Origin of the sequence: Streptococcus infantis (assembly GCF_047460875.1) — a bacterium.
GTDB classification, from domain to species: domain Bacteria; phylum Bacillota; class Bacilli; order Lactobacillales; family Streptococcaceae; genus Streptococcus; species Streptococcus infantis_AA.
Genome location: NZ_JASHFI010000007.1, coordinates 80,390 through 105,816 on the forward strand (window position 1 = coordinate 80,390; position 25,427 = coordinate 105,816).

Genomic DNA, 25,427 nt, shown 5'->3' on the forward strand with positions numbered 1-25,427 from the left:
GGTTTTTCCTATATAAATTTAGATATCTTTTGTCAAAAAAACAACATAGTGATATAATTAACATAAAAAAACAGGAGGAAATCCCATGAAAAAAATCACACTATTTAGTTTGTCTCTAGCAGGTCTAGCTTTATTAGCTTTCCCTCATTCAGGAAAGGCCTTCGAATTGGAAGAAGAATGGGTTATCAAGGGTGGTGTTCAATATCAAGATGGCAAAATTCTCCGATTTAATAATGGCCATGAAATAGATATCAAAGTATCAGACTTGGCTAGCAACGAGAAAATCGAGTGGAAAGTTACTTTAAATGGTCAAGATCAAACTGTAAATTTCCTAGCTCAAGAGAAAAACAAGTCTATGGTCGGTACAGAGGGGCGTTACCTGAATTTCTATGTACCTTATGGATACCGTGGAGATATTGTAGTAGAAGCTAAGAGCGGAAATGAAGTAAAGACCTGGTCCACTAAAGTGGTAGATGACGTATATAATGGTGGAAAGAGTGGCTACTACCATATTAAAGAATCAAATGATCAATACACCTACCTTGATACTAAATGGGACTATCAAACCAAGACCTACACAGCTACCTTACCAGAAACTGTCAATGGTCAAAAAGTCTATGCTTGGGAAGACTATGACAATGGTGAGTTAAAACTTACAAAACCAGAATCTATCAGTCATTACTATAAGGGGGGAGGAGCCTTCAGAGAACTTTATCCAATTGTAAAAGCAGAAAGCTGGTTAAAATCACATCAGAACTGGTATTATCAAAAACAAGGTCAATTAGTTCAAAATGCTTGGGTTAAGGACAATGGAAACTGGTACTTTATGAATGACAAAGGAGTTATGTTTAATCAAACATGGCTCTATCAAGGTGACAGTTGGTATGCCTTTAAGTCATCAGGAGCCATGATTTCAGCTGATTGGTTATATGATAATGGGTCTTGGTATTACCTGAAAGATTCAGGTTCAATGGCAACAGGCTGGCTTAAAGATGGTAGCACTTGGTATTACCTAAACAAGTCAGGTTCAATGGCGACAGGCTGGGTGAAAGATAATGGCTCATGGTATTATCTAAAAGATTCAGGTGCAATGGCAACAGGCTGGATCAAAGACAATGGTAAGTGGTACTATCTGGCTTCATCTGGTAAAATGCTTCGCAATACATACACACCAGACGGCTACTATGTAGATGGCAGCGGTGCTTGGAAATAATCATGAAACAGAGAAAGTCTACTGAGAAGGTAGATTTTCTTTTTTTCATTTTCATAATTATGAAAATCTGGAAAAAGGACACTATTTTTGATAAGATAGAATTATGGATTTTGAAAAAATTGAACAAGCATATACTTATTTACTAGAAAACGTCCAAATCATTCAAAACGATTTGGCGACAAACTTTTACGATGCCCTGATTGAACAAAATGGGATTTACCTAGATGGCCAAACCAATTTGGAGCAAGTCAAAAAAAATAACCAGGCCCTAAAACGCTTGGCACTTCGAAAAGAGGAGTGGCTACGGTCCTACCAATTCCTATTGATGAAAGCTTCGCAAACGGAACCTCTTCAGGCTAATCACCAGTTTACACCTGACGCGATTGGTCACTTGATGATTTTTATAATCGAGCAGCTTTGGCCAACTGAAGCCTTGAGTCTGTTAGAATTGGGTTCTGGGATGGGAATTCTGGGTGCTAATTTCTTGACATCTATGAACAAAAAAGTAGACTACCTGGGGATTGAGATTGATGATCTCTTGATTGATCTGGCGGCAAGTATGGCAGAAGTCATGGATCTTCAAGCAGCCTTTGTACAGGGTGATGCTGTGCGGCCGCAGGTCCTCAAAGAAAGTGATGTCATTGTGAGTGACCTACCGATTGGCTACTATCCAGATGATCAAATAGCCTCACGTTACCAAGTGGCAGCTAAGGATGAACACACTTACGCTCACCATTTGATGATGGAGCAATCTCTCAAGTATCTTAAGACGAGAGGGTTCGCGATTTTCCTTGCTCCTAGCAATCTCTTGACGAGTCCTCAAAGTGACCTCCTGAAAACATGGTTAACTGAACAGGCTCAGCTAGTGGCTATGGTAACTTTGCCAGAGGATCTATTTGCTCAAGGAGCCCAGTCTAAGACCATTTTTGTTCTACAAAAGAAGCTAGCGCAGGATATCGAGCCATTTGTTTATCCACTTGCCAGTCTTCGGGACCCTGAAATTTTGATGGAATTTAAGGAAAATTTTCAAAATTGGGTTCAAGAATATGAAATCTAGTATAAATTTTGATATAATAGTTGTAAACGCTTAAAAAGGGGAATAAATTATGACAAAAACCATTGCAATTAACGCTGGGAGCTCTAGCTTAAAATGGCAACTGTACCAAATGCCAGAAGAAAAGGTACTTGCAAAAGGTTTGATTGAGCGGATTGGATTGAATGATTCAGTTTCCACAGTTAAGTTTGATGGTCGTTCAGAGCAGCAAGTTCTTGATATTGAAAACCATACCTTGGCTGTAAAAATCTTGCTTGATGACTTGATTCGTTTTGAAATTATTAAAGCTTATGATGAAATTACTGGTGTTGGACACCGCGTCGTTGCAGGTGGAGAATACTTTAAAGAATCTACAGTTGTTGAAGGGGATGTTCTAGAAAAAATCGAAGAACTAGGTCTTCTAGCACCTTTGCATAACCCTGCAAATGCTGCTGGAATTCGTGCCTTCAAAGAATTGTTGCCAGATATTACAAGTGTAGCGGTCTTTGATACATCATTCCACACAACAATGCCAGAAAAGGCCTATCGTTATCCATTACCAACTAAGTACTATACAGAAAACAAGGTTCGTAAATACGGAGCACACGGAACAAGTCACCAGTACGTTGCACAAGAAGCAGCAAAACTCTTGGGACGTCCACTTGAAGAGTTGAAATTGATTACCTGTCACATCGGTAATGGTGCTTCTATTACAGCTGTTAAGGGTGGTCAATCTGTTGATACCTCAATGGGATTCACTCCACTTGGTGGTGTTATGATGGGAACTCGCACAGGAGATATTGACCCGGCCATCATTCCTTATTTGATGCAAAATACAGAGGACTTTAACAAGCCTGAAGATATCAGTCGCATCCTCAATCGCGAGTCAGGATTGATGGGTGTTTCAGGTAAGTCTAGCGATATGCGTGATGTACAAGCAGCAATGGAATCAGGCGATCCTGATGCAACATTGGCTCTTGAAATGTACGTTGACCGTATCCAAAAACACATTGGTCAATACTTGGCTGTCCTAAACGGAGCAGATGCTATTATCTTCACCGCAGGAGTTGGTGAAAATGCTGCTCTTGTCCGTGAGAAAGTCATTACTGGTATCTCTTGGTTCGGATGTGATGTCGATCCAGAGAAAAATGTCTTTGGTGTGACTGGAGATATCTCAACTGACGCAGCAAAAATTCGTGTACTTGTCATTCCAACGGATGAAGAGCTTGTCATTGCTCGTGACGTTGAACGTTTGAAAAAATAAAAGATAAGAAAATCGACCTCTCTTTAAAGAAGGTCGATTTTTATGTTGTTAACGAGTGCTTACCATTTGGTTAGGGAAACTTCACCGCTATGGAGCCATATTTTTTCACCCGTCGGTAATTCTATCTGCAGTTGTCCATGGTCAGAAATTTCACATGCTCTACCAGAAATAATCTCTGAATCTTGCTTAAAAGAAATCTCTTTTCCTAAAACGATGGAGCGCTTTTTATAGAGATAGAGGAGTTCATCGACTTCTGTTTCATAAAAGCATTTCCAAATCTCAGCGATGAGTTCATTCCGAGTGATAGGGGCTTTTTGCTGGAATAAGCTTCCAGCTTTTGTTTGTAGGTTTTTGGGAAAATCAGTAATAGAAAAGTTGATCCCGACCCCAATGATAACATCTGTTACCAGTCCAGTTTCAACAGAAGTAATTGCTTCGGTCAGGATGCCAGCAATTTTTTTCTGATTCAGATAAATATCATTAACCCACTTGATATCCACATCAATCAGACTAAGGTTCTTGATAGCCTTGTAGATAGCTCCAGCAGTTAAGAGGGTATAGGCAGGGAGGTCTTGATAAGGAAGGTTGGGTTTGAGATGAAGAGACATATAAATCCCTCCTTGAGGAGGAGAAAAGTAGGGACGTTGAAAACGTCCACGTCCAGAAGTTTGGCTAGTTGAGAGATAGAGAGTGTCTCCGTTAGAGCCAGCCTCCAGAGCTTCTTTGGCATCGGTTTGGGTTGATTTGGTCTTGGGTTTAAATCGGACAGTGACGGGACTCTGGTCTTCAATCTCTTGGGGCAAGATAAGGTCACCTTGGAGGAGTTTATAGCCACGATTTTTAATGCTATTAATCTCAAGACCTTCTTGTTGGAGACGCTGGATAGCCTTCCATACAGAGGTTCGGGATAGACTTAATCTTTCAGCGATTTTTTCTCCACTTACATAGTCTTTTTCAGTAGCTAAAATTTTATAAACTTCTTGGTAGGATTTCATGGTAAGACCTTTCTCTAGCAATTAATGTTATTGTACCATATTTTCAAAAAAGGGTGAGTGCTTTTTAGGCTAATCTTCTTAAGCTATAAAATTTTACCGAGTTTTAGTATCCATGGTATGTGCAAAGTGGTTTTCAAATCCTTTGAAAAGTGGTAAAATGTTTTAATAGCTTATTTATCTGAATTTAGTATTCAGAAGGAAAGGATCTGTTGTGAAATCAATAGGTATCATTGAAAAGTTAAAGGGCTTATCGAAACAAGAAAGAATTCTCCTTGGAGTGATTCTTAGCATTTTTCTCCCTTTTTATCTTTTCGTTATTATTTTTTTCTCCTACTTACTTTGGTTAGTTTATACTGGGGAGATGAAGGGAATTTTGAAACGTTTGTCTCAGCACCCTGTCTTGCTCTTTTTTATTGCCTATAGTACCGCTATTTCTCTCTTAGCACAAAATGTGATGGGAGTAGTGGCCTCGGTGAGCATGTTACTTTTTGCCATTTTCTTTTACTATTATCAAGCCCAGTTAACTCCTAAGTTTTTCCGCTTGACCTTACAGGGTGTTTTAGCTTTTAGTGTTCTGGCAGCGGCCTTTGCAGCCTTGGAACATTTCCAAATTGTAAAGAAATTTGATTATACCTTCCTATCACCACGGATGCAGGTATGGCATCAAAACCGAGCTGAGGTTGCCTTCTTTAATCCTAATTACTATGGAATTATCTGCTGTTTCTGTATTATGATTGGTTTTTACCTGATTAGTACGACTCGATTAAGATGGTTACGAATTTTTTCTATGATTGCCATCTTTGCTAATCTCTTTGGATTGAACTTTACGCAGAATCGAACAGCTTTTCCAGCCATCATCTTTGGAGCCGTCATTTATCTCTTTACGACCATTAAAAACTGGCGTGCTTTTTGGCTTAGTATTGGAGTTTTTGGCGTTGGCTTAGCATTTTTATTCTCAAGTGATTTGGGTGTTCGGATGGGAACCTTAGATTCATCTATGGAAGAACGAATATCGATCTGGAATGCTGGGATGGCTTTGTTTAAGCAAAATCCATTCTGGGGTGAAGGACCGCTAACCTATATGCACTCTTTCCCACGTATCGGTGCCCCCTACCATGAACATGCTCATAGTATCTACATTGACACGATTTTAAGCTACGGTGTGGTGGGAACAGTACTTTTAGGGATTGCTTCAGCGACTCCAATCCGTATGCTGATTGATATGAGTCAGGTACCTAGTAAACGTCCAATAGTTGGTCTTTATCTTTCATTCCTAACAGTAGTAGCAGTACATGGAATTTTTGACTTGGCTCTATTTTGGATTCAGTCATCTTTCATCTTCCTTTTGGTCATGTGTAGCCTACCTCTCAAACACAGTGCCTTAGTAGAAGAATTAGTTGATTAACAACAAAAAGCTATAGGAGTTATTTTATTTTCTCCTATAGCTTTTTTTGATTGTTATTTAAGACAGTTTGGGACTTTTATTGAACGGCTTTAAGCAGGTCTTCAGCTTGATTTTTTAGTGATGCTACAACACTATCTTCGAGAACTAATTGACCATCTGCCCAAGCAGAATCATTTACACGAGCTGCGGTAAAATCACCAACAACTTGTGTACGGATAAATGGCAAGAGGTCTTTGTAGATTGCAAAGAGTTGTTCATGACCTGCATTTGCTACTGAAGATACAGTAACGATTTTATCTTGAAGAGCAGATGCTCCGCGTGTATCAGACAAGTCAATTGCGCGTGAAAGCCAGTCAAGCAAGTTTTTCACTGTTCCAGGAATTGAGAAGTTGTAGACTGGAGAGAAGATCCAGATTGCATCAGCAGCCAGAACAGCTTCACGAGCTGCTGCTACAGCTGGAAGAGTTGGAACTTCAAGTTCTTGGTTAAAAAGTGGAATTGCTGAGTAGTCAAGGTAGTTGACTTCAACATTTCCAGCAAGTGCTTTTTCAGCTTCTAATGCCATTTGGTGGTTGAAAGAACCTTCACGAAGTGAACCAACGATAAATAATACTTTTTTAGACATAGGGAGTCTCCTTTGGATTTTAATCAGAGTTTTCTCTGTTGTTACAAATAATGTTACAACAAAACAAAATGATTTTCAAGGAATTTGCTCAGCAATCAAAAAAATTTTGTTCAAAGAATAACCCAAGGGCAAAATTTTATTCATGGAGAGTTAAGGGAAAGTCCATGTATGGCTAGTTTGGACCTTCTCCAGCTAGCCAATCAAGTCCTATAAAAATCTAAGAACAATCCCTCTATTCACTTGTAATAAAGAAGGATAGATGGTAAAATAGACGAGTGAAAATGAGACAGAAAAAAGAAAAAAATTCCTTATTATTTCAGTACAGCATTGGCTTGACCCTGCTGGCTCTAGTTGTGACTTCTTCCTTTCTCTATTTGGTGTGGCTTAGCATGAAGCCTTATCAGACAGCAAAGGTGGAAGGGGAAAAACTTGCCAAGCAGTATGCGAATCTAGAAACGGTCAGTCAGGTTGATTTCTTTAATGGCTTAGAAAGCTATTATAGCGTTCTTGGTCAAGATAAGAATCAGAAACCAGTTGCTGTTTTAATAGAGAAAAGTAATAACAATATTTACGTATATCAACTAGAAAATGGTACTTCACAAGAAAAAGCAGAAGCAGTTGTTAGAGAAAAAGGAGCAACTGAAATCGACAAGATTACCTTTGGACGTTACGCTGATAAGCCCGTCTGGGAAATCAAGTCTGGTGGAGACTACTATCTGGTTGATTTTGAAACAGGGATCATACTCGAAAAGGAGAAGCTATGAAATTATCCAAACGTGTCTTAGAAATGGAAGAAAGCGTCACTCTGGCTAGCGATGCAAAAGCCAAGAAGTTAAAAGCGGAAGGAAAAGATGTTCTTTTCTTAACTTTAGGTCAGCCCGATTTTCATACTCCTGAAAATATTCAAGATGCTGCTGTTGAGGCCATTCGAGATGGACGTGCTTCTTTCTATACGGTAGCTTCAGGTTTGCCTGAATTAAAAGCTGCAGTCAATACCTATTTTGAACGCTATTATGGTTATTCTGTAAAGCCTAATGAGGTCACATTTGCTACAGGTGCCAAGTTTTCCCTTTATACTTTCTTTATGGCTGTGATTAATCCAGGTGATGAGGTAATCATTCCTACTCCTTACTGGGTCAGCTATGGGGATCAAGTGAAAATGGCTGAAGGTATTCCAGTATTTGTCCAAGCTAAGGAAGACAATCACTTTAAAGTAACTGTGGAGCAATTAGAAGCGGCTCGCACAGATAAGACCAAGGTCTTGATTCTTAACTCACCATCTAATCCTACCGGTATGATCTATTCTCGCGAGGAACTCTTGGCTATCGGAAATTGGGCTGTTGAACATGACATTCTCATCCTAGCAGATGATATTTATGGTCGTTTGGTCTATAACGGGAATGAGTTCGTTCCAATCTCTAGTCTGTCAGAAGCCATTCGCAAGCAAACAATTGTCATTAATGGAGTTTCAAAAGCTTATGCTATGACTGGTTGGCGTGTAGGTTATGCAGTGGGTGATCCAGAAATCATTGCTGCCATGAGTAAACTAACTGGTCAAACAACTTCTAACCTAACCGCTGTTTCACAATACGCAACAATCGAGGCACTAACTGGACCGCAAGATTCTGTGGAAGTCATGCGTCAAGCATTTGAAGAACGTTTGAATACCATCTATCCACTCTTGTGTCAAGTCCCTGGCTTTGAGGTTGTCAAACCACAAGGAGCTTTCTATCTCTTCCCAAATGTTAAAAAAGCCATGGAAATGAAAGGTTATAGCGATGTAACCGCATTTACAACGGCTATCCTTGAGGAAGTTGGTCTAGCATTGATTACAGGAGCCGGATTTGGAGCACCAGAGAATATTCGTCTCAGTTATGCGACAGACTTGGAAACTCTTAAAGAAGCTATTCGTCGTTTGCACCGATTTATGGAAAAATAAGAAGTTAAACCTCCGTCCTTTTGGCGGAGGTTTTTGTAGCTAAAAACTTATGAATTTCTGTTAAACTAGCTAGCTATCAGGCATTATTTGTGGTACAATAGTGGGTAATAATGTCTTTGGACAAGTTAAATAAAAAAAGGATGATTAATGATGATAAAACGTGTAACAATTATCGAAGTAAGAGATTACGTTGGTCAAGAAGTCACTATCGGTGCTTGGGTTGCCAACAAATCAGGAAAAGGAAAAATTGCCTTCTTGCAATTGCGTGACGGAACTGCCTTTTTCCAAGGTGTAGCTTTCAAACCAAACTTTATCGAAAAATTCGGTGAAGAAGTGGGTCTTGAAAAATTTGAAACGATCAAACACTTGAGCCAAGAAACTTCAGTCTTTGTAACAGGGATTGTTAAAGAAGACGAACGTTCTAAATTTGGTTACGAGTTGGATATTACAGACATCGAAGTTATCGGTGAATCTCAAGATTACCCAATCACTCCAAAAGAACATGGAACAGACTTCTTGATGGACAACCGCCACTTGTGGCTTCGTTCTCGTAAGCAAGTTGCTGTCATGCAAATCCGTAATGCTATCATCTATGCAACTTATGAGTTCTTTGATAAAAATGGCTTCATGAAGTTTGATAGCCCAATTCTTTCAGGAAATGCTGCAGAAGATTCTACAGAACTTTTTGAAACAGACTACTTCGGTACTCCAGCTTACTTGAGCCAATCTGGTCAACTTTACCTTGAAGCTGGTGCTATGGCTCTTGGTCGTGTCTTTGACTTTGGTCCAGTATTCCGTGCTGAAAAATCAAAAACTCGCCGTCACTTGACTGAATTCTGGATGATGGATGCAGAGTATTCATACTTGACACATGATGAGTCACTTGACTTGCAAGAAGCTTATGTTAAAGCTTTGCTTCAAGGTGTTCTTGACCGTGCTCCACAAGCATTGGAAACATTGGAACGTGATACTGAGCTTTTGAAACGCTACATTGCAGAGCCATTCAAACGCATCACTTACGATCAAGCCATTGACCTCTTGCAAGAGCATGAAAATGATGAAGACGCTGACTACGAGCATCTTGAACATGGTGATGACTTCGGTTCGCCACATGAAACTTGGATTTCAAATCACTTTGGTGTACCAACCTTTGTTATCAACTACCCAGCAGACATCAAGGCCTTCTACATGAAGCCAGTCCCTGGTAATCCAGACCGCGTTCTTTGTGCGGACTTGCTCGCACCAGAAGGTTACGGAGAAATCATCGGTGGTTCAATGCGTGAGGAAGACTACGATGCCCTTGTAGCGAAGATGGAATCTCTTGGTATGGATCGTACAGAATATGAATTCTACCTTGACCTTCGTAAATACGGTACAGTACCACACGGTGGATTTGGTATCGGTATCGAGCGTATGGTTACCTTCGCAGCAGGTACAAAACACATCCGTGAAGCCATTCCATTCCCACGTATGTTGCACCGTATCAAACCTTAATGACCATAAAAACGCCGTCTGGCGTTTTTATACTCTTCGAAAATCTCTTCAAACTACGTCAGCTTCACCTTGCCGTATATATGTTACTGACTTTGTCAGTTCTATCCACAACCTCAAAACAGTGTTTTGAGCAGCCTGCGGCTAGCTTCCTAGTTTGCTCTTTGATTTTCATTGAGTATTACTTTAAATGAAAGAGGTGGAGAAAATGTAGGCAAATCTAAGTAAGTCTTTTAGAAAAACTCATATTATATATTGAAAGAGAGAAAACGATGTTTAAAAGAACTTACAAACGCAATATTCCACTCCTAGCAGGTCTGGAATTCACTTCTTATTTTGGAATTACCAGTTTTTGGATTTTATTTTTCATTCAAAATGGTCTTTCCTTACTTCAAATCGGTCTATTAGAAAGTATCTTTCACGGGACAAGTCTCTTGTGTGAAATCCCGTCTGGTATGTTGGCCGATCGATTTAGCTACAAGACCAATCTCTATTTGGCTCGCTTGGCCAGTATTGTGTCCTCTATCTTGATTTTGTTTGGTCAGGGGAATTTTTGGATTTATGCTTTTGCCATGATGGTCAATGCTTGGTCTTATAATTTTGATTCGGGGACCAGTACCGCTTTCTTATATGATTCTGCGGTAGAAGCGGGTCAAAAGGACCGATATCTTCAGATTTCTAGTTTTTTGTCTGGTGTGGCAGAAGTCACCCGAACCTTAGGTACAGTTGTGGCAGGCTTCTTTATTCACGGAGCATTGGCTTGGACCTATCTGATTGCTATTGGATTTTCATTTCTTTCTATAATCTTGATTTATTTTATGAAAGAACCAATGGCTAAGAGAGAGAAAAACGAAGCCTTAACTTTTAAAACGATTGTCCTGCAAGTTCGAAAAGAATGGCATGAAAAGCCAGTACTCTTTTATTGGATGATGACTTATCAGCTAGTTGGAACACTCATGTGCATGTTTTACTTTTACTATCAGCAGAAAATAAGTGACTTAGCAGGATGGCAGGTTTCACTGGTCATGCTGATTGGTAGTGGCTTAAATCTTATAGCGGTTTATGTAGCTAGTCAAATTGGTAAAAAATGGAATAGCAATCGAGTTTTTCCGACGCTTGTTGCACTAACGGGCTTGGCCTTACTATTGGTGTTTTTTGGAACTCCCTTTGCTTTTCTTCTCGTATATCTTTTGACCGATACGCTCTATGCAGTTTATCAGCCGATCTATTTCAATGACTTACAAGGCTATTTACCGTCCAGTGTAAGAGCAACTATGCTTAGTATCAATTCCATGCTCTTTAGTCTTTCTATGATTGTCATTTTCCCGTTGACAGGTTGGTTAATCGATCGTTGGGGTCTTATAGCTGTCTTTTTAGTTCTAGGTCTTATCTTGCTTTTAACCTGTCCTATCTTAATAATCAGTCTGACAAGGATGGGCAAGCTATTAGATAAGGACTTAAAAACTGAGTAAAACACGAAAACCTATTTGCCCAAAGGATCATCCTGTGGTACAATAGCAAGAGGAAAAGGAGAAGAGTATGATCGATGTAGAAGAAATTCTAAGCAAGATGAATCCCAATCAAAAGATCAACTATGACCGTGTCATGCAAAAGATGGTTCAAGTTTGGGAAAAAAATGAAGAGAGACCAACCATTCTCATGCACGTCTGTTGTGCTCCGTGTAGCACCTATACTTTAGAGTATTTGACCAAGTATGCAGATGTGACTATCTATTTTGCTAATTCAAATATCCATCCTAAAGCTGAGTATCACAAGCGTGCCTATGTAACCAAGAAGTTTGTCAGTGATTTCAATGAGCGAACAGGCAATCATGTCCAATACCTAGAAGCACCCTATGAACCCAACGAATACCGTCAGCTGGTCAGAGGTTTGGAAGAAGAACCTGAAGGTGGCGATCGCTGCAAGGTTTGTTTTGACTATCGTTTGGATAAGACAGCGCAAGTGGCTATGGACTTAGGATTTGATTACTTTGGGTCTGCCCTAACCATCAGTCCCCATAAAAATTCACAAACCATCAATAGTATTGGGATTGATGTGCAGAAAATCTACACCACTCACTATCTTCCGAGTGATTTTAAGAAAAATCAAGGTTATAAACGCTCTGTAGAAATGTGTGAAGAGTACGACATTTATCGCCAATGTTACTGTGGCTGTGTCTATGCCGCTCAAGCACAGAATATTGACTTGGTACAGGTCAAGAAGGACGCAACAGCCTTTATGGTAGATAAGGATATCGAAAAAGACTATTCGCATATCAAGTTCACTGTTACGAAGTTAGATATTTAAAGGGAAACCTGCCTAATGTGGCAGGTTTTTTGCTAGGAAAAGGTGATGGAGAGAAATCGATGGACCAATCTTTGAATTCCTAGTCCATGACTCGCAAGCCTTCAATAAACTAGTTGAGACTTAAAACTTGTGGATGAAAAATGAAGTTTAGGTTAAAAGTATTTTTTGGAGTCTAGAAGTCCAATAAAGAGTTCAATACTGTGGAAAATTTATTTCTTTTTGCATTTATACAACTTATTTAACACTGTGTTTATTCTTGTGATATAATGTCAAATTATAGAGTGGAGGTCATTTTAAATGATTGATGAAGTAATTGAACAATATAAAAGTCATGATAATCTTGATATACGAGTGGAATTACATAAGAGGTATTCTAAAAATAGATTGGGGTTTAACAATTGGATATTTTCTAACTACCAAAATACTGATGGGGTAAAGATTCTAGAATTGGGATGTGGTACAGGAGAACTGTGGAAAAGTAATCTTGATTCAATAGACAAGATGAAGCAATTGATTATAACGGATTTTTCTAATGACATGGTAGAAACTACGAAGTTAGTGATTGGGAATAGAGATAATGTCAACTATGAAAGAATGGATATCCAAAATATTTCTTTTAAAAATGAAACTTTTGATATTGTTATTGCTAATATGCTTCTACATCATGTAAATAACATTGATAAAGCTATCTCTGAAGTGAATAGAGTATTAAAAAAAGGAGGAATTTTTTATTGTGCTACATTTGGTGAAAATGGAGTTGTAGATTATTTGGCAAGCTTATTTAAAGATGTGGTTAATCAAAATTTGGAAAATAAAACTTTTACTTTACAAAACGGGAAAGCTTTTTAAATAGGTATTTTGACACTGTGGAAAAATTAATTTATGATGATGAGCTACAGGTGACAAGTATAGACGATCTAGTTCAATATATTCAATCCTTGAAAGGAATTTCCGAAATAGGTTCACTAGAAGAGGAAATAATTCGTAATAGATTGGAAAGTGAGTTTAATAATGGTATGTTGATTATTCCTAAAGAATATGGTATGTTTATCGCTCGAAAAGAAAGTTAAGGGAACGAAATTGTGAAAAATTACGGAGAAGCTTTTAGATATTTTAGAAAATTAAACGGATATTCTTTAGAGTATGCTGCAGCTGATTCTATATCAAAATCTCAACTCTCTAGATTTGAAAGGGGAGAAAATGAAATTTCTCTTTCTACGTTTTTTGAATTATTATCAAATATCAATGTTTCGATCGAGAATTTTTGTAATTATCTAGAACATTATAAAAGATCGGAGCTTGATGATTTTTTGGTTAATTTATCTCCAAATTTTTATAGTTTGAATACTAAAGGATTGGAGGAAATAAAAAATGAGCAACAAAAACTTTTTGAGAAGAGTGGAGAAAAAACTTATAGAATAAATACAATTATGGTTCAGGGACTATTAAATCAGATAGATTGTAATTATGTAGTTAGTAGAGATGATCTAAATTTAGTATATGACTATTTATTCCAGAAGGAACGCTGGGAGTCCTATGAGATAGCGCTGATTGGTAATTTATATCATCTTTTTGAAATAGATTATATCTACAGGGTCGGAAAAGAAATACTAGAGCGTACACATTATTACGAAAAAATCGGTAAGAATAGAAATTTAGTTGTGTCAGCTTGTTTAAATTTTTGGTTCTGTTGCCTTGAAAATTCACATCTATCATATGCAGACTACTTTGAAATGAAATTAAGAAAATTATTAAAAGATGACACGAAAGTCTTTGAAAAATCTACATTCAAGTTTGTAGAAGGATATAAAATATACCTGATAGAGTCTAAAGAATCTGGAATTAAACAAATGCAAAATGTCATTAAATACTTTGAGTTTATTGAATCTAAAAATATTGCTTTATATTTTCAAAAACGATTAAATGATCTGGTAGATTAAATAGCATTTTATCTGTCAAATTATTATTTTCAAAATGTCGTACTAAATGATTGATGTTATGTGGAAATACAATAACTAAATTTTTGATACGAAGGTGATCTGAATTCTTTTATAGCAATCATCTTCGTATTTTTGTATTAAACGATATAAGTTTGTTGTAAACTTACAAGGAACAAAGAAATTAAAAAAATATTAGTATTTCTATTTGTTTTGTATATTTCGCGAATTCTGTATAAATCTCTTTCTAGCAATGTGTCGCAAATCTACTATATTGGATTTATTCCTTTTTGTGTTTACACAACTTATTTTACACTACCAAAAAACGAGGTCAGGATTTTAATCCTGACCTCTGACAACTTTACCGATTCTTTAGTTCTACGTAGCGTTTGTACCAAATGTTGACATAGGCTTCTGAGAAGGGGCCACGTTCATTGTTGATCCAATCAACAAGAATCTTGACATGCTCTTTCAAAATATAGTCTAAGTCAGAAGAATACTTCATTTTTCGCTTGTGTCGTTCATACTCCTCAACGTCCAAGAGGCGTTTCTCACCATCTGTAAAAACTTTAACATCCAAATCATAGTCAATGTACTTTAAAGCTTCTTCGTCTAGATAGTAAGGACTTGCCATATTGCAGTAGTAGGAGATACCATTTTCACGAATCATAGCGATAATATTAAACCAATATTTCTTGTGAAAGTAAACAATAGCCGGTTCTCGAGTCACCCAACGACGACCGTCACTTTCGGTAACAAGCGTGTGGTCGTTGACGCCGATAATAGCGTTCTCTGTTGTTTTTAGTACCATGGTGTCTCGCCAAGTACGGTGAAGACTCCCATCATGCTTATAACTTTGAATTGTAATAAAGTCGCCTTCTTTTGGAAGTTTCATAACTAACCAACTTTCTACAATTTATAAGTTTATCGTTTACTATTGTATCACATTTTTGTTTAAAGTTCTTAGTTTTTTCATGAAAAAATTAAAGATATTCTCTGAGAGCACTGGCTATATCCGAAAAATCATAACCTTTTCTAGCTAAAACTTGGGTCAAACGTTGTTTCAGTTCGTATCCTTCATACTTTCGTGAGTATTTGGGGTATTGCTTATCCAACTCTTTAAAAATTAGCTCCTGAATAGTTTCTTCATCGACCTGATTATCTAGTTGATCAAAGGCAGACTTGGCTTCTGTATAGGAAAATCCTTTATTGGTTAGGCCTTGGATAATCTTATCCTGTAGAGCACGGGCAGGTAATTTCCCCTGGTATTTTTTCAGTAGTTTTTCAGCTGTCCGTTCTGCGACTTCCGTCATGTCAAATTCTTGTAAGACTTCTTGGATAATAGATTTGGCAACACCTTTTTGAGAAATCTTTTGTACCAGCATGTAGCTTCCCTTGTCACCAGATAGCTGATTGGAGTTGATAATAGCATAAGCATACTGACGGTCGTTGATCCAGTTGTCATCCTTTAGAGACTGGATGACTTTGGGGATGATTTTCTCATCAATTTCATGTTTGGCAAGATAATCTCTAACTTCTTTTTCAGTACGGGCCTTGAAGGATAAGTGGTAAAGAGCTAGATTTTTACTGTAGGAAAATTGTGCAAAGGATTTAATCTCAGTTAGTTCTTCAGCTGAGATCTCTTTCCCTTTAGTCAACATAAAGCGAACAATGGTATCCTCTGTAATGTAGCAGGTTTGGTCCTTATCAAGTTCGAGCAGATAGAGTATTTTTTTCTTTTCAAGTTTTGTGATTTTCATGGTTTACCTCTTATCCAAATGCTTCGAAGGCAGCAACGAGTCGAAGTTTGTTGCTATCAACCAGCTCTCTCCCGTAATGGTCGAGAAATAGTTCAGCATATTTGGGATCTTTTAAGTTGTAGTTGAGGGACCAAACTGCCCAAAAGAGATCGATATGCCGGTCACTAAAATCAGCCAAACCAAGATCAATAAAGCAAGAGAAGTGGTCAGCATCTTTTAGAATAAAGTTTGGTAGACAGGCATCACCGTGAATAAAGGCATCTGTTTCTAAAAGGTGCCCTTGTTCTTGGATGACTTGGAAGGCCTCTTCGCGACTGTTAATTTGAAATTGGGGTAGGAGCGCCTTGGCATAGAACTCCCCTTTTTCATAGTTTTTAAAGGCTCTTTCTTTATAGGCTTTTAAATGATTTTCTGATGGAAAATTTTGTGGGTTTAAGTTGTGAAGCTTTTTAAGAGCCTTTGCCATGGTTCGGCAGATTTTTTCTGGCTGGTCTAAAAAAGCGAGAGCATCATGACCAATAGCCTCTTTAGTCAGGAGGTAGTCTTTATCTGTTGATAGATAGCGGATGACTGGAGTTCCTATTCCCTCTTGTTCAAACCAACTTGCAATGCTAGCTTCTCGCTCTAATCTTCCCTTTTGATCAATTTTTAAATAGTAACCTGAATCAAGATAGAGAACCCTTGCGCCTGAATGAGAAGAGCTGTCCGATAGGTTTGCCTCCTCTATATAAGTTCGTAATTGCTCAGGAAAATCCAATGAGGAAAAAGATATCTTTGTATTCATGGTTTTATTGTAACATATTCTTAACCATTGAGAAACTACGTGGTATAATAGACTTATGAATCTAAAAGTCAAACAAAAAATTCCATTAAAAATCAAGCGTATGGGGATTAACGGGGAAGGAATTGGTTTTTTCCAGAAAACCCTCGTTTTTGTTCCAGGAGCCCTCAAGGGAGAAGATATCTATTGTCAGGTGACTTCGGTTAAGCGTAACTACGTTGAGGCTAAACTGCTTGAGGTTAATAAAAAATCTAAGTTTCGAGTGGTTCCAGACTGTACTATTTATAATGAGTGTGGTGGTTGTCAGATTATGCACCTACATTATGACAAGCAGCTAGAGTTCAAGACAGATCTTCTTCATCAAGCTCTAAAAAAATTTGCCCCTGCTGGCTATGAAAATTTTGAAATCAGACCAACTATTGGTATGCAGAAACCCAAGTATTATCGAGCTAAACTACAATTCCAAACTCGAAAGTTTAAAGGCCAAGTTAAGGCGGGATTATATGCTCAAAATTCTCATTATTTGGTCGAGTTAAAAGACTGCCTAGTCCAAGACAAGGAGACACAAGCGATTGCCAATCGCATTGCTGAACTCTTGACCTATCATCAAATTCCGATTACAGATGAACGGAAAATTCTTGGAGTTCGGACCATCATGGTTCGTCGAGCACGGAAAACTGGGCAAGTTCAGATTATCATTGTGACCAATCGTCAATTAAATCTGACTCAATTTGTGAAAGACCTAGTCAAGGATTATCCTGAAGTAGTGACTGTCGCAATCAATACCAATACTGCAAAAACCAGTGAGATTTATGGGGACAAGACAGAGATTATTTGGGGACAGGATAGTATTCGTGAGGGTGTATTAGACTATGAATTTTCTCTTTCACCAAGAGCTTTTTACCAACTCAATCCTGAACAGACTGAAATTCTCTATAGTGAAGCCGTTAAGGCCTTGGACGTAACTGAGAATGACCATCTGATTGATGCCTATTGTGGTGTTGGAACCATTGGTTTTGCCTTTGCCAAAAAAGTTAAAAGTCTGAGAGGGATGGATATTATTCCAGAAGCTATTGAGGATGCCAAAGAAAATGCCAAGCGCATGGGTTATACCAATACTCACTATGAGGCTGGAACTGCAGAAGAAATCATCCCTCGTTGGTACAAGGAAGGCTATCGTGCCGATGCTTTGATTGTGGACCCGCCACGTACTGGTTTAGATGACAAGCTCTTGGATACCATTGTCAAATACGCACCTGAAAAGATGGTTTATGTTTCCTGCAATGTGTCTACCTTGGCGCGTGATTTAGTCCGTCTGGTAGAGGTCTATGATCTGCATTATATCCAGTCGGTTGATATGTTTCCGCACACAGCTAGGACAGAAGCAGTGGTCAAATTAACCAGGAGAAAGCCAGCTTCTAGATAAAAACGGCAACTGGAAAGTATTTGAAAAGAAGACTTCTAGTTACAGAGTAAGATTTGCAAGCTATCTTTAAATATGATAAAATAAGTAGAAAATAAAATGAAAAAAGAGGTATGTGAAATGTCACGTAAACCATTTATCGCTGGGAACTGGAAAATGAACAAAAACCCAGAAGAAGCAAAAGCATTCGTTGAAGCTGTAGCATCAAAACTTCCTTCAGCAGACCTTGTTGAAGCAGGTATCGCAGCTCCAGCTCTTGATTTGACAACTGTTCTTGCTGCTGCTAAAGGTTCAAACCTTAAAGTTGCTGCTCAAAACTGCTACTTTGAAAATGCAGGTGCTTTCACAGGTGAAACTAGCCCACAAGTTTTGAAAGAAATCGGTACTGACTATGTTGTGATCGGTCACTCAGAACGCCGTGACTACTTCCACGAAACAGATGAAGATATCAACAAAAAAGCAAAAGCAATCTTTGCTAACGGTATGCTTCCAATCATCTGTTGTGGTGAGTCTCTTGAAACTTACGAAGCAGGAAAAGCTGCTGAATTCGTAGGTGCTCAAGTTTCAGCTGCTCTTGCAGGATTGACTGCAGAACAAGTAGCTTCATCAGTTATCGCTTATGAACCAATCTGGGCTATCGGTACTGGTAAATCAGCTTCACAAGACGATGCACAAAAAATGTGTAAAGTTGTTCGTGACGTTGTAGCAGCTGACTTTGGTCAAGAAGTAGCTGATAAAGTACGTGTTCAATACGGTGGTTCAGTGAAACCTGAAAACGTTGCAGAATACATGGCTTGTCCAGACGTTGACGGAGCTCTTGTTGGTGGTGCATCACTTGATCCAGAAAGCTTCTTGGCATTGCTTGACTTTGTAAAATAAGCTTCAAATATCTGAGACAGACAGTTCCCTCCCTCGAGGTTAAGATTGTCTGTCTTCTTTTAGTAAAAAGGCGTGCGAAAGCACGCTCTTTTCTGCATTTTGAATGAAAAGGAAAGGAGAATTATGCTTTATATTTGGTCTTATCTCAAACGTTATCCCAAGTGGCTAGTGTTAGACTTCTTCGGAGCTATTTTCTTTGTGATTGTCAATCTTGGGCTACCGACTGTTCTTGCTCGCATGATTGACCAGGGGATTAATCAAGGTAATGAAGAAAAGCTCTATTTTTGGGCTATCGTAATGTTGGTTATTATCGTCTTGGGGACATTTGGGCGGGTTGTTCTATCCTATGCTGCTAGTAAACTGACCACCAATATGGTTAAGGACATGCGAAATGATGTTTATGCTAAATTACAAGAGTATTCTCATCACGAATATGAACAAATTGGTGTTTCTTCATTGGTGACTCGTATTACCAGTGACGCCTTTGTCCTTATGCAGTTTGCAGAGCAGACGCTTAAGTTGGGTGTTATCACTCCCATGATGATGCTGTCGAGTATTCTCATGATTTTCTTAACCAGCCCCTCACTAGCCTGGATTGTTGCTTTTTCAGTACCTTTCCTAGCTGTAGTAGTCCTTTATGTGGCAGTGAAAACGCGCCCCTTATCTGAAAAACAACAGAAAACACTGGACAAGATAAACCAATATGTCCGTGAAAATTTGATGGGCTTGCGAGTGATTCGTGCCTTTGCTCGTGAAGACTTCCAAGAAAAACGTTTCAAAGAGAAGAATGCAATCTATGCAGATAATTCGAATCGTTTGTTCAAATTGACTGGTTTGACAGAGCCGCTTTTTGTGCAAATCATTATTGCCATGATTGTAGCTATCGTTTGGTTTGCTCTAGTTCCTCTCAAGCAAGGAAGTTTGCAGATTGGGGATTTGGTGGCCTTTATCGAGTATAGTTTCCACGCCCTCTTGTCCTTCCTTTTCTTGTCAAACCTCTTTACCATGTATCCACGTACGGCTGTGTCTAGTGAGCGTTTGAAGGAAATCATGGATATGCCTATTTCCATTGATCCAAATGAGGACGGAATTCAAGAAACAGCAACCCATGGTTATCTAGAATTTGATAATGTAACCTTTGCCTATCCTGGGGAAACGGAAAGCCCTGTTTTGCATAATATTTCCTTTACTGCTAAACCGGGAGAAACTATTGCTTTTATCGGTTCAACTGGGTCAGGTAAGTCTACTCTGGTTCAGTTAATTCCTCGTTTTTATGATGTTACACTGGGGAAAATTAAGGTCGATGGTGTTGATGTCCGGGATTACCGTCTCAAATCACTCCGCCAGAAAATTGGATTTATTCCACAAAAAGCCTTGCTCTTTACAGGGACTATCGCAGACAATCTCCGTTACGGAAAAGAGGACGCTAGTCATGAGGACTTGCACCAAGCAGCTGATGTAGCCCAAGCCAAAGACTTTATCGAAAGTCGAGAAGAAGGTTTTGCAACTCATCTGGCTGAAGGGGGAAGCAATCTATCAGGTGGTCAAAAGCAACGCTTGTCGATTGCTCGGGCAGTCATCAAGGGTCCAGATATCTACATTTTTGATGATTCTTTCTCAGCCTTGGACTACCGTACAGATGCTATCTTGCGTCGTCGTCTCAAGGAAGTGACTCAAGATGCTACGGTATTGATTGTTGCGCAACGTGTTGGAACCATTATGGATGCGGATCAGATTATCGTCCTTGATAAGGGCGAAATCGTTGGTCGTGGCCGTCATGAAGAATTGATGGAAACTAATGACATCTATCGAGAAATTGCTGAATCGCAGCTAAAAAATGCGTCTCTGACAGAAGAATAGGAGGTAAAGGATGAAACAACAATCTAGTCTAGCTCGTCTATGGAGCTATTTAAAAGCCTACCGATTCTCTGTTTTCTTTGCAGTCTTCTTGAAAATAGTCAGCGTCATTATGAGTGTTATCGAGCCTTTTGTATTGGGGCTTGCCATTACAGAGTTAACCAGCAATCTCCTTGCTATGGCAAATGGTGTTGCAGGAGCAGGTATAAATACCTCTTATATTGCTGTGATTCTGGTGTTCTATCTCTTACGTGGACTTTTTTATGAGTTGGGTTCTTATTACTCAAATTACTTTATGACCAATGCAGTGCAGTCCATGATACAGGATTTGCGAAATGAAATGAGCGAAAAAATCAACCGCATCCCTGTGTCCTACTTTGACAAACACCAGTTTGGAGATTTGTTAGGTCGTTTTACCAGTGATGTTGAAACTGTTTCAAACGCTCTACAACAATCTTTCTTACAGATTGTCAATGCAGTCTTTACCATTCTTTTTGTTATGGGAATGGTCCTCTATCTGAATCTTCAGCTGGCTATCATTGTTATCTTGTCGATTCCAGTGACTTATTTTGGAGCTAAAACGATTCTAAATCGTTCGCAGCCATACTTTAAACATCAGGCAGCTATATTGGGACGTATGAATGGATTTGTACAGGAAAACTTGACAGGTTTCAATGTTTTAAAACTTTTCGGACGTGAAGAAAATTCTCAAGAGAGATTTGAAAAGATTACGGATGAATTGCAACAAGTCGGATTTAAGGCGAGCTTTATTTCAGGATTGATGATGCCTGCCCTTCACATCGTATCTGATTTAACCTACCTGATTGTTGCAGTATTAGGTGGATTGCAGGTTATTGCAGGGCGCTTGACGATTGGTAATATGCAAGCTTTCGTTCAATATGTGTGGCAAGTCAGCCAGCCAATCCAAAATATCACTCAGTTAGCTGGGCAAATGCAAAGTGCTAAGTCTTCGCTTGATCGTGTCTTCGAAGTTTTGGATGAACAGGAAGAAGTTCAAACTGCTGAAGTGAAAGAACTAGCACCATTGACAGGTCAAGTTAGTTTCAAAAATGTCGATTTCCAATATGTGGAAAACAAACCATTGATTCGCAATTTTAATTTAGATGTTGAACCTGGAGAGATGGTAGCTATCGTTGGACCTACCGGAGCAGGGAAAACAACCTTGATTAACCTTCTCATGCGTTTTTACGATGTGACAGCTGGTGCCATTTTAGTGGATGGCCAAGATATTCGTGACCTGTCTCGTCAGGACTATCGTTGCCAGTTTGGGATGGTCCTACAGGATGCCTGGCTCTATGAAGGCAGTATCAAGGAAAATCTTCGCTTTGGAAATCTGGATGCAACAGATGAAGAAATCGTTGAAGCTGCTAAGGCGGCCAATGTTGACCACTTTATCCGCACCCTTCCTGGTGGCTATAACATGGAAATGAACCAAGAGTCAAGTAATATTTCTCTTGGGCAAAAACAGTTGTTAACTATCGCGCGTGCTCTCTTGGCGGATCCTACAATCTTAATTTTAGACGAAGCGACCTCATCAGTCGATACTCGTTTAGAACTCTTGATTCAAAAGGCCATGAAACGTTTGATGAAGGGGAGAACAAGCTTTGTTATCGCCCATCGACTTTCCACTATTCAGGAAGCTGACAAAATTTTGGTACTTAAAGATGGACAGATAATCGAACAGGGAAATCATGAAAGTCTTTTGGCTGCAAAAGGTTTCTATTATGATCTTTATCAAAGTCAATTTTCTAGTAAAAACAGAGAAAATAGCTAGGGTAAATAGCCACTCATTTTCTTAAATTATCAGTCAATTACAACTTTTTTAATATGGGTTAATTTTCTTGCTTTTGTCTACTAGGTGTAGTATACTGAGGTAGTAATCAATAAATATGGTTGCAAAAATAATATTATGAGGTGAGAAAAATGGTAGAATTGAAAAAAGATGCATTAAAAGACGTAACAACATTATCTAAATCAGCGCCTGAAGCGCTAGTAAAAACAAAGGAAGTCTTGAATCAAGCCGTGGCTGACTTGTACGTAGCGCATATCGCTCTTCATCAAGTTCACTGGTACATGCGTGGACGTGGTTTTATGGTATGGCATCCTAAGATGGATGAATACATGGATAGCCTTGATGGTTACCTTGATGAAATCAGCGAACGCTTGATCACTCTTGGTGGCAAACCTTACTCTACTTTGACAGAATTCCTTCAACACAGTGAAATCGAAGAAGGAGCTGGAGAGTTCCGTAACGTAGAAGAAAGTTTGGAACGTGTCCTTGAAATTTATCGTTACCTTATCACTCTTTTCCAAAAAGCATTGGATGTAACAGATGAAGAAGGTGATGATGTAACCAATGATATCTTCGTTGGTGCTAAGGCAGATCTTGAAAAAACAGTCTGGATACTTGCAGCAGAATTAGGACAAGCACCTGGTTTGTAAGATACTGTATTTTTCTAAAAATCCGTAGAAGTTTTCTACGGATTTTTTCTATTCAAGAGGGCATTCCAAAACAGTCTTTTTTGAAGATTTTTGATAAAATAGAACTATCAATGAAAAGGATGAAAGCATGACAAAGAAAATCGTAGCCATTTGGGCTCAAGATGAAAAGGGTGTGATCGGGAAAGAGGATCGTTTGCCTTGGCATTTGCCAGCAGAGTTAAAACATTTTAAAGAAACAACCTTGAATCATGCCATTTTAATGGGCCGTGTAACCTTTGATGGAATGGGACGACGTTTGCTTCCAGGACGTGAGACCTTGATTTTGACGCGCAATCCTGAAGAGTCAATTGAAGGTGCTCTGGTTTTCCAAAATGTTGAGGATGTTTTAGACTGGTATCATCATCAGGCTAAGAATCTCTATATCCTTGGTGGCAAGCAGATTTTTCAGCTTTTTGAACCTTATCTCGATGAGATTATTGTGACACAAATTCATGCTCAAGTTGAAGGGGATACCTATTTCCCAGAAGATTTTGACTTGACTGCTTTTGAGACTGTTGCAAGCAAATCTTATTCCAAAGATGAGAAAAATGTCTATGATTTTACCATCGAATATAGAAAGAGAAAGGAAGTCTAATGGAGCGCAGTATTTTTGGATTTTTTACAGCTCTTTTGTGTGCTGTCTGTCTTGTAGCTGGAACACACGCTTTTCGTAAAAAGCGCTTTGGACTTGCTACTCTACTTTGGCTTAATGCTTTTACAAACTTGGTGAATAGCATTCATGCTTTTTATATGACCTTATTTTAGATAGAAAAATCATTTAGAACGGAAGGGAATCATGCCTACAAATAGGAAAAATGATATGATGGTTTATTGCTCATTTTGTGGCAAAAGCCAAGAAGAAGTTAAAAAAATAATCGCTGGGAACAATGCCTTTATCTGTAATGAATGTGTGGAGTTGGCTCAGGAAATTATTCGTGAGGAGTTGGCTGAGGAAGTCTTGGCAGACTTGTCTGAAGTACCAAAACCAATCGAACTCCTAAACATTTTGAACCACTATGTGATTGGTCAAGATCGTGCCAAACGTGCCTTGGCAGTGGCTGTATATAACCACTACAAACGCATCAATTTCCATGACACTCGTGAAGAGTCAGAAGATGTGGATTTGCAAAAATCAAACATTCTAATGATTGGCCCAACTGGATCAGGGAAGACTTTCCTTGCTCAAACTCTTGCTAGAAGTTTGAATGTACCATTTGCCATTGCTGATGCAACGGCTCTTACTGAAGCTGGTTATGTAGGTGAGGACGTTGAAAATATCCTCCTCAAACTCTTGCAAGCAGCTGACTTTAACATCGAACGTGCAGAACGTGGGATTATCTACGTCGATGAGATTGACAAGATTGCCAAGAAGAGCGAGAACGTGTCCATCACGCGTGACGTTTCTGGTGAAGGGGTGCAACAAGCACTCCTCAAGATTATCGAGGGAACTGTAGCTAGCGTACCTCCTCAAGGTGGACGCAAACATCCACAACAAGAAATGATTCAAGTAGACACCAAGAATATCCTCTTCATCGTGGGTGGTGCCTTTGATGGAATCGAAGAAATTGTCAAACAACGTTTGGGTGAAAAAGTTATCGGTTTCGGACAAAATAGCAAGGCTATTGACGAAAACAGTTCTTACATGCAAGAAATCATTGCAGAAGATATTCAGAAATTCGGTATTATTCCTGAATTAATTGGACGCTTGCCTGTCTTTGCAGCCTTGGAGCAGTTGACAGTAGATGATTTGGTTCGCATCTTGAAGGAACCAAGAAATGCCTTGGTTAAACAATACCAGACCTTGCTTTCATATGACGATGTTGAGCTTGAATTTGACGATGAGGCTCTCCAAGAGATTGCTAACAAAGCTATTGAACGTAAGACTGGTTCCCGCGGACTTCGCTCAATCATCGAAGAAACCATGCTAGATGTTATGTTTGAAGTTCCAAGTCAAGAAAATGTGAAAACTGTTCGTATCACAAAAGAAGCAGTTGATGGAACAGCTAAGCCAATCCT

At 38.9% G+C, this 25,427-nt stretch carries 23 protein-coding genes and 1 pseudogene; 19 read left to right on the forward strand and 5 right to left on the reverse strand.

The window, feature by feature from the left end:
- Window positions 1-85: 85 nt before the first annotated feature.
- The 3 genes from QM887_RS06025 (at window position 86) to QM887_RS06035 (ending at window position 3,510) form a co-directional block, all read left to right on the forward strand.
- Window positions 86-1,213, forward strand: a complete 1,128-nt coding sequence (locus QM887_RS06025) for an N-acetylmuramoyl-L-alanine amidase family protein (protein WP_414270968.1) — start codon at window positions 86-88, stop codon at window positions 1,211-1,213.
- A gap of 103 nt (window positions 1,214-1,316) precedes the next feature.
- Entirely contained in the window at window positions 1,317-2,270 is a 954-nt protein-coding gene (locus tag QM887_RS06030; protein WP_414270969.1) for a class I SAM-dependent methyltransferase, read from the forward strand.
- Between the two features lie 49 nt (window positions 2,271-2,319).
- Window positions 2,320-3,510, forward strand: a complete 1,191-nt coding sequence (locus QM887_RS06035; protein WP_414270970.1) for an acetate kinase — start codon at window positions 2,320-2,322, stop codon at window positions 3,508-3,510.
- 59 nt (window positions 3,511-3,569) lie between these two features.
- Here QM887_RS06035 and birA read toward each other — a convergent pair whose 3' ends face one another.
- The gene (gene birA / locus QM887_RS06040) at window positions 3,570-4,505 is read right to left on the reverse strand and encodes a bifunctional biotin--[acetyl-CoA-carboxylase] ligase/biotin operon repressor BirA (protein WP_414270971.1); all 936 of its coding nucleotides are present in this window, start codon (window positions 4,503-4,505) and stop codon (window positions 3,570-3,572) included.
- Window positions 4,506-4,716: 211 nt separating this feature from the next.
- Between birA and QM887_RS06045 the strand changes: the two genes are divergently transcribed.
- Window positions 4,717-5,910, forward strand: a complete 1,194-nt coding sequence (locus QM887_RS06045; RefSeq protein ID WP_075229905.1) for an O-antigen ligase family protein — start codon at window positions 4,717-4,719, stop codon at window positions 5,908-5,910.
- 76 nt (window positions 5,911-5,986) lie between these two features.
- Here the strand turns inward: QM887_RS06045 and QM887_RS06050 are convergent, their stop codons facing one another.
- The gene (locus QM887_RS06050; protein ID WP_414270972.1) at window positions 5,987-6,535 is read right to left on the reverse strand and encodes an NAD(P)H-dependent oxidoreductase; all 549 of its coding nucleotides are present in this window, start codon (window positions 6,533-6,535) and stop codon (window positions 5,987-5,989) included.
- A 275-nt stretch (window positions 6,536-6,810) separates the two neighbouring features.
- On the opposite strand from QM887_RS06050, the gene QM887_RS06055 reads away from it, so the two are divergent.
- The 7 genes and pseudogenes from QM887_RS06055 (at window position 6,811) to QM887_RS06085 (ending at window position 14,212) form a co-directional block, all read left to right on the forward strand.
- Entirely contained in the window at window positions 6,811-7,299 is a 489-nt protein-coding gene (locus tag QM887_RS06055) for a DUF5590 domain-containing protein (RefSeq protein WP_414270973.1), read from the forward strand.
- The gene (locus tag QM887_RS06060; RefSeq protein ID WP_414270974.1) at window positions 7,296-8,474 is read left to right on the forward strand and encodes a pyridoxal phosphate-dependent aminotransferase; all 1,179 of its coding nucleotides are present in this window, start codon (window positions 7,296-7,298) and stop codon (window positions 8,472-8,474) included. Before QM887_RS06055 ends, QM887_RS06060 begins: the two co-directional genes overlap by 4 nt.
- A 150-nt stretch (window positions 8,475-8,624) precedes the next feature.
- On the forward strand, window positions 8,625-9,968 hold the full coding sequence (gene asnS, locus QM887_RS06065; RefSeq protein ID WP_414270986.1) for an asparagine--tRNA ligase: 1,344 nt from the start codon (window positions 8,625-8,627) through the stop codon (window positions 9,966-9,968).
- Between the two features lie 269 nt (window positions 9,969-10,237).
- Entirely contained in the window at window positions 10,238-11,437 is a 1,200-nt protein-coding gene (locus tag QM887_RS06070) for an MFS transporter (RefSeq protein WP_414270975.1), read from the forward strand.
- Window positions 11,438-11,504: 67 nt separating this feature from the next.
- Window positions 11,505-12,272 (forward strand): epoxyqueuosine reductase QueH, encoded by a 768-nt coding sequence (locus QM887_RS06075; protein ID WP_049504710.1) that lies wholly within the window; start codon window positions 11,505-11,507, stop codon window positions 12,270-12,272.
- A 297-nt stretch (window positions 12,273-12,569) separates the two neighbouring features.
- Window positions 12,570-13,342 (forward strand): annotated as a pseudogene (locus QM887_RS06080) (class I SAM-dependent methyltransferase).
- Window positions 13,343-13,354: 12 nt separating this feature from the next.
- Window positions 13,355-14,212: an Rgg/GadR/MutR family transcriptional regulator gene (locus QM887_RS06085; RefSeq protein WP_045763550.1), complete on the forward strand. Its 858-nt coding sequence runs from the start codon at window positions 13,355-13,357 to the stop codon at window positions 14,210-14,212.
- A gap of 358 nt (window positions 14,213-14,570) precedes the next feature.
- Here the strand turns inward: QM887_RS06085 and QM887_RS06090 are convergent, their stop codons facing one another.
- The 3 genes from QM887_RS06090 to QM887_RS06100 all read right to left on the reverse strand — a co-directional run bounded on the left by QM887_RS06090 (window position 14,571) and on the right by QM887_RS06100 (window position 16,753).
- Window positions 14,571-15,104, reverse strand: a complete 534-nt coding sequence (locus tag QM887_RS06090) for a DUF402 domain-containing protein (protein WP_000775325.1) — start codon at window positions 15,102-15,104, stop codon at window positions 14,571-14,573.
- A gap of 88 nt (window positions 15,105-15,192) precedes the next feature.
- Window positions 15,193-15,969: a recombination regulator RecX gene (gene recX, locus QM887_RS06095; RefSeq protein WP_414270976.1), complete on the reverse strand. Its 777-nt coding sequence runs from the start codon at window positions 15,967-15,969 to the stop codon at window positions 15,193-15,195.
- A gap of 10 nt (window positions 15,970-15,979) precedes the next feature.
- Window positions 15,980-16,753, reverse strand: coding sequence for an aminoglycoside 3'-phosphotransferase (locus QM887_RS06100; protein WP_414270977.1), 774 nt, complete (start codon window positions 16,751-16,753; stop codon window positions 15,980-15,982).
- Between the two features lie 55 nt (window positions 16,754-16,808).
- Here QM887_RS06100 and rlmD point away from each other — a divergent pair, with 55 nt between their 5' ends.
- From rlmD to clpX, 8 genes are all read left to right on the forward strand, one after another.
- Window positions 16,809-18,176 carry a 23S rRNA (uracil(1939)-C(5))-methyltransferase RlmD gene (gene rlmD, locus QM887_RS06105; RefSeq protein WP_414270978.1) on the forward strand — a complete coding sequence of 456 codons (1,368 nt, stop codon included), beginning with the start codon at window positions 16,809-16,811 and terminating at the stop codon, window positions 18,174-18,176.
- Between the two features lie 117 nt (window positions 18,177-18,293).
- Window positions 18,294-19,052, forward strand: a complete 759-nt coding sequence (gene tpiA, locus QM887_RS06110) for a triose-phosphate isomerase (RefSeq protein ID WP_075232122.1) — start codon at window positions 18,294-18,296, stop codon at window positions 19,050-19,052.
- 123 nt (window positions 19,053-19,175) lie between these two features.
- A complete protein-coding gene (locus QM887_RS06115) occupies window positions 19,176-20,912 on the forward strand; it encodes an ABC transporter ATP-binding protein (RefSeq protein ID WP_414270979.1) in 1,737 nt (578 codons plus the stop codon).
- Between the two features lie 10 nt (window positions 20,913-20,922).
- Window positions 20,923-22,704 (forward strand): ABC transporter ATP-binding protein, encoded by a 1,782-nt coding sequence (locus tag QM887_RS06120; protein ID WP_414270980.1) that lies wholly within the window; start codon window positions 20,923-20,925, stop codon window positions 22,702-22,704.
- Window positions 22,705-22,853: 149 nt separating this feature from the next.
- The gene (locus tag QM887_RS06125) at window positions 22,854-23,372 is read left to right on the forward strand and encodes a Dps family protein (protein ID WP_414270981.1); all 519 of its coding nucleotides are present in this window, start codon (window positions 22,854-22,856) and stop codon (window positions 23,370-23,372) included.
- Window positions 23,373-23,499: 127 nt separating this feature from the next.
- Window positions 23,500-24,006 carry a dihydrofolate reductase gene (locus QM887_RS06130; protein WP_281334710.1) on the forward strand — a complete coding sequence of 169 codons (507 nt, stop codon included), beginning with the start codon at window positions 23,500-23,502 and terminating at the stop codon, window positions 24,004-24,006.
- Window positions 24,006-24,176 carry a hypothetical protein gene (locus QM887_RS06135; protein ID WP_000442255.1) on the forward strand — a complete coding sequence of 57 codons (171 nt, stop codon included), beginning with the start codon at window positions 24,006-24,008 and terminating at the stop codon, window positions 24,174-24,176. Before QM887_RS06130 ends, QM887_RS06135 begins: the two co-directional genes overlap by 1 nt.
- 31 nt (window positions 24,177-24,207) lie before the next feature.
- The coding region (gene clpX, locus QM887_RS06140) for an ATP-dependent Clp protease ATP-binding subunit ClpX (RefSeq protein ID WP_414270982.1) at window positions 24,208-25,427 on the forward strand (1,220 nt) is incomplete at its 3' end.